9 protein-coding genes and 1 rRNA gene are annotated in these 12,421 nt (G+C 61.6%); 2 read left to right on the forward strand and 8 right to left on the reverse strand.

The annotated features are described in order from the left end of the window. From B5G28_RS12975 to B5G28_RS13010, 8 genes are all read right to left on the reverse strand, one after another. Nucleotides 1-77: ribosomal RNA gene (locus B5G28_RS12975) — 16S ribosomal RNA — on the reverse strand; the annotation flags it as partial. A gap of 413 nt (nucleotides 78-490) precedes the next feature. Then, nucleotides 491-1,165: a sigma-70 family RNA polymerase sigma factor gene (locus B5G28_RS12980; RefSeq protein ID WP_087249474.1), complete on the reverse strand. Its 675-nt coding sequence runs from the start codon at nucleotides 1,163-1,165 to the stop codon at nucleotides 491-493. Between the two features lie 24 nt (nucleotides 1,166-1,189). Continuing rightward, entirely contained in the window at nucleotides 1,190-1,633 is a 444-nt protein-coding gene (gene spoIIAB, locus B5G28_RS12985) for an anti-sigma F factor (RefSeq protein ID WP_087249476.1), read from the reverse strand. Continuing rightward, nucleotides 1,630-1,971, reverse strand: a complete 342-nt coding sequence (locus tag B5G28_RS12990; RefSeq protein WP_087249478.1) for an STAS domain-containing protein — start codon at nucleotides 1,969-1,971, stop codon at nucleotides 1,630-1,632. The genes spoIIAB and B5G28_RS12990 overlap by 4 nt, the downstream gene beginning before the upstream one ends. A 95-nt stretch (nucleotides 1,972-2,066) precedes the next feature. Then, nucleotides 2,067-3,359 (reverse strand): folylpolyglutamate synthase, encoded by a 1,293-nt coding sequence (locus B5G28_RS12995; protein ID WP_087249480.1) that lies wholly within the window; start codon nucleotides 3,357-3,359, stop codon nucleotides 2,067-2,069. 98 nt (nucleotides 3,360-3,457) lie between these two features. Further along, a complete protein-coding gene (locus B5G28_RS13000) occupies nucleotides 3,458-3,970 on the reverse strand; it encodes a VanZ family protein (protein ID WP_087249482.1) in 513 nt (170 codons plus the stop codon). Between the two features lie 9 nt (nucleotides 3,971-3,979). Next, complete coding sequence (locus tag B5G28_RS13005) at nucleotides 3,980-6,682, reverse strand: valine--tRNA ligase (RefSeq protein WP_087249484.1); 2,703 nt, start codon at nucleotides 6,680-6,682, stop codon at nucleotides 3,980-3,982. A 393-nt stretch (nucleotides 6,683-7,075) separates the two neighbouring features. After that, a complete protein-coding gene (locus tag B5G28_RS13010; protein WP_087249486.1) occupies nucleotides 7,076-7,393 on the reverse strand; it encodes an L-rhamnose mutarotase in 318 nt (105 codons plus the stop codon). A gap of 352 nt (nucleotides 7,394-7,745) precedes the next feature. Between B5G28_RS13010 and B5G28_RS13015 the strand changes: the two genes are divergently transcribed. Continuing rightward, nucleotides 7,746-11,447: a suppressor of fused domain protein gene (locus tag B5G28_RS13015; RefSeq protein WP_144265553.1), complete on the forward strand. Its 3,702-nt coding sequence runs from the start codon at nucleotides 7,746-7,748 to the stop codon at nucleotides 11,445-11,447. A gap of 69 nt (nucleotides 11,448-11,516) precedes the next feature. Further along, nucleotides 11,517-12,272: an HAD family hydrolase gene (locus B5G28_RS13025; RefSeq protein WP_087249488.1), complete on the forward strand. Its 756-nt coding sequence runs from the start codon at nucleotides 11,517-11,519 to the stop codon at nucleotides 12,270-12,272. Nucleotides 12,273-12,421: the final 149 nt, after the last annotated feature.

Here is a 12,421-nt window from a genome sequence, read left to right on the forward strand (position 1 = left end):
CTCAAGCTCCGTTCGACTTGCATGTGTTAGGCGCGCCGCCAGCGTTCGTCCTGAGCCAGGATCAAACTCTTTATAAAATGATATTTAATCACTTTACAGTGTTTAAATCCAATCCTCAGTACGCAATCGCTTGCGTCCTGTAAGAATTACTTTTTGGAATTTTAAGTGTTTCCAACACTTTAAAGGTTCCGTTACAAGTATTCGATATTGTTCAATTTTCAAGGTCCTGTCCGCTCAGCCTCTCGGCTAGCGACCTGTTTATTTTATCACAGCGTTTCGAACTTGTCAAGCACTTTTTTCGAAGTGTTTTTCAGTTCTTTTCGCTTTGTGGGCCGCCCCGTCAGGGCGCTCACATATATTACTACAGACCCGGATATTTGTCAAGGGTTTTCCCCTAATTTTTTCCATTTTCTGCAGCCAGCGAGCCTTTCTGTTCGCTGTGAGGTAAATTTTACCACAAATTCTCCTAAATTGCAATAACTTTTTTGCATTATCCCTCCAAAAGTTTCGTCCGCATCATTTGGAGGATCTTTCGCTCCCGCCGGGAGACCTGTACCTGGGTGGTATGCAGCAGTTTTGCCGTATCGCTTTGGGTTCGGTTCCCATAAAAACGAAGCCGAATCAAAGCCTGGTCCGATGCAGGCAGGCTTTCCAGCACTTCCTCCAGGCTGATTTTGTCCGCCAGTTCTTCTTCGGGAGAAGCCACCGGAATATCCAGCTGCCGCTCATCGCCGTCGTCTCCTTCCGGTGTGAGGCTCATAGCCGGCATGGAAGCCCGAATGGCCAAAGCAATCGCTTCGGGAGCCTCCCCCAGTTCCTCCGCCAGCTGCCCTACCGTCATCTCTGCGCCATACAATTTCATATGGCGCTCCCGGGCCGCACTGATCCGCAGTCCCAGTTCCTTAATGGAACGGCTGACCTTGACGGTGCCGCCGTCCCGGAACAGTTTCTTGATTTCTCCCAGGATGACCGGCACTGCATAGGTGGAAAAGCACACACCCCGGGTTTCATCAAAGCCGTCGCAGGCTTTCACCAGCCCCATACAGCCTGCGCTGTACAGGTCATCGTACTCGATGCCGCGGCCGCGAAAACGGCCGGCACACGCATGCACCAGCCCCAGATTGTTCTCAATAAATACACTCCGCCGGGTCTTGTCCGATACCATAAAACTGCCGCCTCTCTTTATAGATTATGTATCGGAGCTCTTGGCGGCCAGCCGTTTGGTCATCACCACCCGGGTTCCCCGGGCCGGATGGGAGGTCACCCGCACCCCATCCATAAAGCTCTGCATGACGGCAAACCCCAGGCCCGAGCGTTCCTCCGGGTCGCCGGTGGTGAACAGCGGCTCCATGGCCTGTGCCACGTCCGCAATCCCTATCCCCTTGTCCGCCACAGTAATTTTGATCCGGCGGTCGGGATAGACTGCCACCGTCAGAACAATCTGTCCCACCCGATCCGGATAGGCATGAACGATGCAGTTGGTCACCGCCTCCGAGACAGCGGTCTTGATGTCGGCCAACTGGGGCACCGTCGGGTCATACCGGGCCAGAAAGGCCGCCACGGCTCCCCGCGCATAGGCCTCGTTGACGCTGAGAGAATCGAACTGGATGCGGGTACTGTTTTCCGCTTTCATACCTGATGTCCTCCTTCTTCACTGCTGAGGGTTTGTTCCGGGTCGCTGCAGGGAATCCGGGCCAGATCCAGCACCCGGCGCAGCTGCCGGGGCGCATGCTGGACCCGAATCCGCCCGCCCAGAGCCTGGGCCCGGCGCTGCCGGCCCAAAATCAGGCCCACGCCCGAGGAATCCATGAATCCCACCCCGCTGAAATCCATCACCAGGATATGGGGTGTATGGCAGACCATGGCGTCGTCAATCTCCAGCCGCAGAGACTGGGCCGCGTCGTGGTCGATCTCTCCGGCAAGATACGCATACAGGGTGTCCCCTGCCATGCTGAACCGCACATTTGCCATCGCGTCTCACACTCCTTACAACAAAAAATCCCGTACACTATGCATCTAGTGTACGGGATATGCCTTTGATATTTTAGGGAAGCGTGTCGAGGGGATCAGCGGCTTTCCAGCAGGCGCTCAGCCTCCAGAGCCAGCTCCTGGCTGCCGCAGATCACAACGCCGCGGCCGCCGGCGGCGCGGGCAGCCTCCAGAGCCTCTTCCAGGCTGGCGCAGGCCTGGGCCTCAAAGTGGAACCGGGCCAGATTGGTCAGGGTATCCGCCAGAGCCGGCTCCGACCCCGCGGGAGCGGTGAGGTAAAGGCGGTCAATGGGCCCTTCCTCCCCCATGCCGGGCATCTTTTCCTTGTCCTTCTTCTGGTCGTCGGTCAGCAGGCCGTTTTCCAGGGTGGCAAAAAAGTCCTCTGCCCCTTCCTGGCTCCGCAGGCCAATGACGGCATTCAGATGCCGGATCTTGGCCATCTGGAGCACACGCAGCAGCGCGGCGGCCTGCTGGGGCGTCCGGCAGGCGTCCAGAATCACCAGCGGGTCCCGGGAAACAATCCGGATGCTGCTGCGGTTTTTGGCGGCAGCCATGGCGCCCAGAATGGCGTCATCCTGAATGTCGTGGCCTTTGCGCCAGAGGGCCAGAGCCAATTCCACCGCCACAGCGGCGTTGCAGGCGGCGTGGTACCCCATAAAGGCGGGAGGCACGTCGTATCCACCGTAATCCACCCGGGCGGTGGGCTTGTCGTCGTCGGGGAAGGTGATGTCCTCCTCATCGGGGACCACCAGTTCACAGTCCGCCTTGCCTGCGGCCACAATGATTTCGGTCAGGGCCGGTTTGGGCTGGCCGGGGGCGGTCACGCAGACTGTCCCCTTCCGCATGACGGCGGCTGCATCGTGGGCCAGACGCTCAATGGTGCGGCCGGTGCCGTCGGGACCAATGTGGGTCACGGCGCAGGCAGGTACCTGGGGCAGAGCCGACGCCAGAGCGCCGTCTGCCGTCTCCACCACCGCAAAGGCACAGCCCGCCGCCCCAAAGCAGCTGCAGGCTGCCGCCAATTCCGCCGCCGGGCGGGACAGCAGCGTCCCCTCCAGAATCCGGTCTGCCGCCTCGGTATAGGCCTCGGCTGCAGCGCCGTCCAGAGGCTGGCCGTCCACCAGGATGCGGGCGGACAGGGGCTCGGCCCCCGCAGTGTACAGACCGGTGCGGAAGCCTGCACCCGTCAGGATGCCTGCCGTGAGGGAGGCCACCGCCGTCTTGCCCGCCGTCCCGGCGACCGGGATATACTGGACCGCCGGGTCCGCCCCGGCAGGCAGCGCGGCGGCAAAGTCCTGGGGCGAGTCAAACCCGTCGGGCAGAGAGGCGAAGAATTCGTCCGCCTCCCGGATGGATTGGATGGTGCGCATCGTTCGATTCCTTTCTGTCGGGGAGTTCCCCCAAACGGCTGAAACGCCCAAATTTCCAATATCTTGCGTTTGGAGATTCAGGCGTTTCAGATCTTTGTTTAAAATTCAGTATCGTCCCTGCGGCGTCCAAACAGCAGATGCCACAGGCCCAGGAACAGCAGACCGCAGATCATGCCCATCACCACGCCGGAAAAGTCAATCCAGACGTCGGTGACCAGGCTGCCCCGTCCATCATAGAACAGCTGGATGGTTTCATCGGTCAGGGCGGTCAGCACGCCGAACAGCGCCGGCCAGCTGAGATACGGCAGCAGGCGTCTGCGGCGTCTTGCCAGCATCCGCGTCACCAGCAGCAGGAAAAATCCCTCCATCATATATTCGCAGAAGTGGGCCGCCTTGCGGACCATGTGGTCGGTCAGGCGGGCCGCCAGGCCGGGATGCCCCAGCCGGCGCAGAACCTTCTGCAGAAAAGCCAGCACCGTGCCGCTGGCGCTGGAGGAGACGCTGGCGGTTTTCATCGAGTTGGAAAAGATAAACCAAATCGTTCCCACCAGGGCCGCAAGCAATATCACCTTGATCCCTGTCCATACCCATCCGTAGCGTTTGCTGTTCATATATCTCCTTTAGCCCAGCGCCTGGATGCTCTGCTCGATGTTGGCCAGCTTGTCCTGGCTGCGGGCATACTTGGCGCGGGTTTCCTCCACCAGTGCGGCGGGGGCCTTTTCGATGAATTTGGGGTTAGCCAGCTGGTTCTTGAACATGGCCATTTCCTTTTCGGCCTTGGCCTTCTCTTTGTTCAGACGGGCCAGCTCCTTGTCGCGGTCGATCAGCTCCATCATGGGGATGAAGCCGCGGGCGGCGTGGGTGGACACCTGAACCATGCCGTCGGTGCTGCCGGTGTACTTGTCGGTGAAGGACACCTCGGTGGCAAAGGCAAACTTGGCCAGGTAGATTTCCGCCTTCTGGAAGGGGGTCGGGTCAGCCGTCTCGATGACCATGCGGGTCCGCTTGGCGGGATGGACGTTCATCTCGGTGCGCATGGTGCGGACCGCCTTGATATAGTCCATCACCTTTTCAAAGGCCTCTTCCTCCTCGGGCCAGCTGAACTCGGGGTTGGCTACAGGCCAGGCAGCGGTCATGATGGTCTCGGCGCTGCCGGGCAGAGCCTGATACAGCTCCTCGGTGATGAAGGGCATGAAGGGATGCAGCAGCTTGAGGGCCTCGCTCAGGACGTGAACCAGCACCCGGCGGGCCGTATCCGCCTGGACGGCGTCGCCCGAGTTCAGGCGGGGCTTGGCGATCTCGATGAACCAGTCGCAGTAGACATCCCAGATAAAGCTGTTGATCTTGGCGGCAGCCAGGCCCAGCTCGTAGTGGTCGATGTTGTCGATCATGGCGCTGGCCACCTGGCCCAGCTTGGTCAGAACCCAGCGGTCGCTCATATCCAGCAGGCTGGCGTCGGGCAGACCGGGGGTGAAGTCCTCCGGCAGGTTCATCAGGACAAAGCGGGTGGCGTTCCACAGCTTGTTGGCAAAGTTGCGGGCGGCCTCCACCTTCTTCTCGCTGTAGCGCATGTCGTTGCCGGGGGTGGAGCCGTCCACCAGCATGAACCGCAGGGCGTCGGCGCCGTACTGGGCGATAACCTCCAGCGGGTCGATGCCGTTGCCCAGGCTCTTGGACATCTTGCGGCCCTGGCTGTCGCGGACGATGCCGTGGATGCAGACGGTGTGGAAGGGTGCCTTGCCGGTATAGGCCAGGCCCGAGAAGATCATACGGCTGACCCAGAAGCCAATGATGTCATAGCCGGTGACCAGGGTGTCGGTGGGATAGAAATACTTCAGGTCCTCGGTTTCCTCCGGCCAGCCCAGAGTGCTGAAGGGCCACAGAGCCGAGGAGAACCAGGTGTCCAGGGTGTCGGGATCCCGGGTCAGGTGGGTGCAGCCGCACTTGGGGCAGGCTGCGGGCGCTTCCTTGGCCACGATGGTCTCGCCGCACTCGTCGCAGTACCATGCAGGAATCTGATGGCCCCACCACAGCTGGCGGCTGATGCACCAGTCACGGGTGTTCTTCATCCAGTTCATATAGTTCTTGGTGAAGCGCTCGGGGACAAAGCGGATCTCGCCCTTCTCCACCGACTCGATGGCCGGCTTGGCCAGGGGCTCCATCCGGACAAACCACTGCTTGGAGACCATGGGCTCGATGGTGGTGTGGCAGCGGTAGCAGGTGCCCACCTCATGGCGCAGGGGCTCCACCTCTTTCAGGTATCCGCCGGCCTCCAGGTCGGCCAGGATGGCCTTGCGGGCCTCCATGGTGGTCATGCCGGCATACTTGCCGCAGTCCAGCACCCGGGGCTCGTTGACGGTGTTCTTGCCGGCGGCAAAGAGGGCGTCGGCGGCAGCCTTGTCGGCGGCGCCTGTCATATGGCCGTCGTAGGTGAACACCCGCACAATGGGCAGGCTGTGACGCAGGCCCACCTCAAAGTCGTTAGGGTCGTGGGCGGGGGTGATCTTTACCACGCCGGTGCCCTTGGTCATGTCGGCGTGCTCGTCGCAGACAATGGGAATCTCCTTGTTCAGCAGGGGCAGCACCACATGGCAGCCGTGGAGATGGGCATAGCGGGGATCTTCGGGGTTGATGGCCACGGCGGTATCGCCCAGCATGGTCTCGGGACGGGTGGTGGCCAGCTCCAGCATCTCGCCGGTCTCCTTGACCGGGTACAGCAGGTGCCAGAAATGGCCGTCCTGCTCGGTGTACTCCACCTCGGCGTCCGAAATGGAGGTATTGCAGTGGGGGCACCAGTTGACCATCCGGTTGCCGCGGTAGATCAGGCCCTCGTTGTAAAGCCGGACAAAGACCTCACGCACGGCCTCCGAGCAGCCGTCGTCCATGGTGAAGCGCTCCCGCTGCCAGTCGCAGCTGCTGCCCAGCTTTTTCAGCTGGCTGACAATGCGGCTGCCGTAGCGGTTTTTCCAGTCCCAGGCCCGCTCCAGGAAGCCGTCGCGGCCCAGGTCCTCTTTGGTCAGGCCTTCCTTGGCCATGGCCTCCACCACCTTGGCCTCGGTGGCGATGGATGCGTGGTCAGTGCCGGGCACCCACAGGGCAGCATAGCCCTGCATCCGCTTGGTGCGGATCAGGATGTCCTGCATGGTGTTGTCCACGGCGTGACCCATGTGCAGCTGGCCGGTGACGTTGGGGGGCGGCATCACAATGGTATAGGGCTTCTTGTCGGGGTCGGCCTTGGTGTGGAAATAGCCGCCGTCCTGCCAGAACTGGTAGATTCGGTCCTCCACCTGGCTGGGATCGTATTGCTTTGCGAGTTCCTTCATGGGCAAAATCCTCCTGTCTGTGTCGGTGGGGGACAAAAAAGCCGCCCCACGGAAATTCCATGGGACGGCTGAACATTTCGAGCCGCGGTACCACCCAAATTGCGCCCGGCCCTCGGGGCCGCACGCCTCTTGACGCCCCGGTAACGTGGGGCAGACCGGGGGCGGCTGACAGGACGCTTGCCTTTCACCGCTCCTGCTCCGGAGTGACAGCGCGCCGCCCTGCCCTGCCGGCTTTCACCTGGCCCGGCTCTCTGGAAGGGTGGATGCAGCGCGCACTCTCCCTCATCGCATTTAGTTGAAAATAAATATAGCGGTTTTTGGACGGTTTGTCAATACGCAAACCCGCTCCCTGTGCAGTTTCACAAACCTTTCCCAGAGCGGGGCGGGGCCGTCTCATTCCAGACGGAACACCTGCTCCAGCTTGGGCTGGGCGCCGGTGACCGGGTCCATCTCCAGCTCCAGAATATCCTTCATGTATTCGTTCCACCGGTCCACCACCGGGCTCTCGGCCTGGACCTTTTCGGCGTAGGCCACGCCCTTTTCGCATTCATAATAGCCGAACAGCTCGTCGTTCACATAGAAGATGCTGTAATTGCAGATGCCCGCTGCTTTCAGCACCTCCACCATCTCGGGCCAGATCTCCTGGTGACGGCGCTGGTATTCCTCTTTGCAGCCGGGCTTGATCCAGCCTTTCCATGCCATGTGTTCCATCTCGCATACCTCCGCTGTGCAGTGTTGGGGCGGCGGCCCGCCGCCGTTTTCCCCGTAAAGATACCACACTTTCCCCCGGATGTAAAACGTTCCGGGCCCAAAGGGCACAATAGATGGAAAAAGTTCAATTTCTTCTGCAAAAAGTACAACAAACTCGTTCCGGTTTCGGGTCATCTGTGCTACAATGAGAGTATTCCCGGATTTGGTTTCAACCCACGAGGACTCCTATGCACAAACCTGAAACCGCTGCACTGATTTTCTGTACCATTCAAGCCCCAGATCACCGCGCCCCCGCCGGGCCGCGGCGGACTTTCTGCGGGCTTTTTTCTATTGGACACCAAGGAGGCACCCCATGACTTTGCTGGAACAATGCCAGATCTGGCACACCCATGACCAACACCAGAAGATTTTCGATGCCCTCGAAGCCCTGCCCCCGGAGGAACGGACCGCCGCCACCGACATGGAGCTGGCCCGGGCCTGCAACAACCTGGCCGATCCCCAGACTCCCGAAGGCCAGGCCCTGCTCCGCTGGGCCATCCGGCTGATGGAAGCGCATGCCGATGCGCTGCAGGACACCTACAGCTGGAATTTCCGGCTGGGCTACGCCTACTATTATCTGGACGAGGAGGGCCCGGCCCTGCGGTATTTCACCCGCGCCCTGGAACTCCACCCCGGCGACAGCCCCGACGTCAACACAGCCGCGGACATTCAGAGCTTCATGCAGGACTGCCGCAGCCGTCTGGCCCTGCCCCGGTTCCAGAAAACCTTCCGGGAGCGGACGGCAGCCGCCTGGGAAACCTTTGCCCAGGGTGAGGAGCAGCTGCGCCGTCTCCTGGACGCCGGGGACGAAGAAAGCAGCCGCCAGGCCGTGGCCCTGTGCGGGGAGCTTCTCTCCCCTGCTCTGGAAAACACCCCGTTCGCCCTGGGCCGCACCCAGGAAAATTATTTGTTGATGCTCACCCCCGAGGGCAGCCGCCCCCGGCTGTTTGCCGTGGATTATTTCAAGCGCCACGCGCCCGCCGAAGTTCTGGACCGGTGGGAAATTCTGGCGGGCCGCCAGCCGGAACCCGGCTTTGTGATGGTCTCGGAGAGCTGGGAGATTGCCCCGGCGGAGGTTCAAGTCTGGGTGGAGCAGCTGGGCGAGGACAGCGACCCAAGCGTGGGCCTGACCCTCTACTGCGAAAAACTTCTGCCCCTGCTGCAGCAGGATGAAAACCACGCCTGGTGGATGCTCTCGGTCCTCACCGACCAGATTCTGGGCGAAGTGGCCAGCATCCGGCTGGTGGGCTCCTTCCAGGTGGTGGACGCCCCCATGGATGGAGCAGCCGTCTCTCTGGACCAGCTGCCCGCCGCTCTGCGGGAGATGGGCCTGGACCTCTCCGCCGACCCCAAGACCTGCATCGAAGGCTACAGCAGCTATCACTTTGACCCTGAACCGGACCCCGACGCCGACTGGCGGATGGATGTGATTGCCGGCTCCACCAACTGCCCGCCCCTTCTGATGGGTTATCTGGAAGAGGATGACCGTGCGATGGACGACTATCACCGTCAGGGCATCGCCGCCGGCTTTTTCTGCTGGCCTCTGGACAGCGCCCAGCCCGATGAGCGCACCCGGCAGTTTTTCGAGTTCCGGGACGCTCTGAAAGAAGCTCTGACCGAGCAGGCCGGCCCCGACGCCTTGACCCTGACCGGAGACGCAGCGGGCATCCACTGCGGGTATCTGGACTTTGTGGCCTGGGATCTGCCCGCCGTTCTGGACGCCGCCAAAGCTTTCTTTGCGTCCAGCAACCCCGCCTGGGCCAATTTCCACAGCTTCCGGCGGAACGTCTCCACCATCCGCCTGTTCACCCGGGATGACGGCTCCGCCCTGGACCCCGAGACCGGCTCTCTCCTGAGCCGCCAGGACATCCAGGCACTGGAAGCCTGCTGCGAGGCCACCACCGGCTATTTTTACAAGATGCTGGGCTACCTGCAAGATTTCATCCAGGACGGCATTGAGGCCGGGCGGTTCACCCAGCGGCAGGCGGAGCAGGATTTGCAGATTGCCCTCTGGTACGCCTACGCCTGCAACAACATCGGCGAATACGAATACTATTACCGGGCTGCCCAGTGGATGCCGGCTTCTGAGGTCAACGCCGCCGGCTGCGGCACCTGGTACTACCGCTATTCCTGCGCTCTGACCTACTGCGGCCGCCTGGAGGAGGCCCGCCAGTACGCCGAGGCCGGCCTGCGGGAGGAGCCCGACTATCCCTGGACCTGGCTTCAGGCGGCCAAGCTGCGGGCCCACTTCGGCGACAAAGCCGGTGCGCTGGAAGCCGTTCGCCAGGGCCTGGAACGGGTGCCCGGAGATTATGAATTCCTGACCCTGCGGGAGGAAATTCAGGCCGGAGCCAGCCTGGAACAGATGGAGTATCACTGGATCGACCCCGGCGCCGACGGCGTCCTGCAGGAAGGCACCGACGCGGAAGCCGACGAAAAACTCCGCTCCATCTCCTGCATCACCACCAATCCCAAGGGTCTGGCCCAGTTCCACGCCATCTTCCGGCCTGACCCCGACGACTACGAAAAGGACGCGCCCTATTGCAGCTTCCATTACCCGGTCAAGGGCCACCCGGTGGAGCTGGTGTTTGCAATGAACGAGGCTGCCCTCTCCAAGCTGGACCCTGCATGGCTGCGGACCCAGAAACAGCGTCTGGACAGCGGCCGCTGGCTGACCCGGCAGGCTTCCCTGGACGAGACCGGCACCCTGCAGCGGGTTCTGTTCAGTCTGGGACGGCAGGTGAGCCTGATTTACAAGACCAACCGCAAGGACGCTCCCTATTTCCAGGTGTGGCTGGACAACGACGGCAACCTGACCGCCCGCCCCGACAGCGAAAAGGACAGCGAGCCGGACACCGCTCCCCTCTGCTACACCGAGGAACAGATGCGGGCAGTAGAGAACCACATCGCCGCCAGCTTCGGCGCCTTTGAGAACGTGCTCCACGAGGCTGAGTCCCCCGACATTCACATCGACCTGTGCATGGTGCCCCCCACCGAGGACCGGCCCTACTGGACCCTGGTCACCATGGGGATGGGCGCCTGCCGGATGAACATTCCCCGGGAGCTGGCCGCCTATCATCTGGAACGGGCCGAGCTGGCCATCTGCCTGCCCCCGGAGTGGAAACTGGACCCCGCCTCCCTCCGGGAGGAGCGGTGGTACTGGCCGGTGCGGCTGCTGAAATCCCTGGCCCGGCTGCCCATCTCGGAGGATACCTGGCTGGGCTGGGGCCACACCACCGACAATCAGGAACCCTTTGCCCCCGGCACCGACCTGTGCGCCGCCATTCTGGTCGCCCCGCCCCAGCTGGAGGACGGTCAGGAACGGTGCACTCTGCCCGGCGGCGAAACGGTGAATTTCTACCAGGTGATTCCCCTCTACCGCAGTGAGCTGAACTACAAGCTGGCCCACGACGCCGACACCCTGCTGAACCGGATGGACTGGGTCAGCTTTGTGGTGGACCCCGCCCGGCCCGACGCCACCACCGTCGATCCTCCCACCTGGGATCATCCGGTCCTGGACGACGCCCAGATGCACCTGGAAAGCATTCATGAAAAGGCCCTTTTGGTGGATGAAACCGCCGTATTCAATCACATGGCCATCTACCTGCGCTGGTGCATCGAACACGGCTTGATGTCCACCGTTTTCGCCGAGGACTATGCCGCCGTCATCCACCGCCTCCGGGAGGACCCCGCCCACACCGACCTGCGCGGCTTCATCCGGGACAAGCTGGCCGGACAGCTGCTGTTGAACTTCTTCAGCCCCGAGGGGGCGGCTTTCAGTGCCTTCTATTACGCCGGCGAGGACCCCAGCTATCCCGAGGACATCGACGCCCACGCCCTGGATTATTTCGGCCCCGAGCGCTATGTGTCGGAGGAGTTCCAGAACGAGGCCTATCTCTTTGTCCCCTACGATGAGGCCTACTACCAGGCCATGGCCCAGGTGATCCAGAGCCGGTGGGACCGCTGGGCGCAGGAAACTGCACAGGATGCCGCCCTTTCCGGCTCCTCAAATTGACATTTTCCGGGCGGTGTGCTACCATTTTTTCGATGTGTGAATCTTGAGGTGCAGGAGGTTATTGATTGTATGCGCGCGCTTCCCTATGAGAATTACATTTTCGACCTGTACGGAACCCTGGTGGACATTCACACCGACGAGGATAAGCCCGAGGCCTGGGCGGCTCTGGCCCGGTTCTACAGCTATTACGGCGCGGTGTATACCCCCGACGAGCTGCAGGCCGCCTACAACCGTCTGACCCAAGAGCGGACCGCCAACTGCCGCGGCCTGCGCCGGGACAGCCACGAGGCCTTCCCCGAAATCGAGATCGAGGAGGTTTTTCTGGTGCTTTTCACCGAAAAGGGCGCCAATGTCAGCAAAGACCTGGCCGTTCATGCCGGCCAGTTCTTCCGCGCCATGACCACCGAGTACCTCCGTCTGTACGACGGCACCCTGGAGATGCTCCGGATGCTGCGGGAAAGGGGCGCCAAGCTCTACCTGCTGTCCAACGCCCAGGCCATCTTTACCGCCTACGAGATGCGGGCCCTGGGGCTGGACAAGGTCTTTGACGCGGTGTATCTCTCCTCGTCCTGCGGATGCAAAAAGCCCGATCTCCGTTTCTTTGAGCTGCCGCTGAAAGAGCACCATCTGGACCCTGCCCGCTCCATCATGATCGGCAACGACGCCGCCTGCGACATTGCAGGGGCCAAAGCCGCGGGGCTGGCCACCCTGTACGTTCGCTCCAATATTTCCCCCAAGGAGCCCCTGCCCGACGCCGATTTTGTGATGCCCGCCATGGACATGGCCCGGATGGGTGCACTGCTGTCGGGTGACGCCCAGCCGTAACACTTTCAGACAAAAAAGCTGCCCGGTGACCTTGAACTGCTCCAGTAAAAGTAGACAGTGAAAAAAGAAGGCCTCCTGTGGTAGAATAAAACTACTACAGGAGGTCTTTGCTATGCCCAGAAAATACAGCCACATTCAGGAACACGAGA

The sequence above is a fragment of the Faecalibacterium sp. An77 genome (genome assembly GCF_002161315.1).
In the GTDB taxonomy this organism is placed as follows: domain Bacteria; phylum Bacillota; class Clostridia; order Oscillospirales; family Ruminococcaceae; genus Faecalibacterium.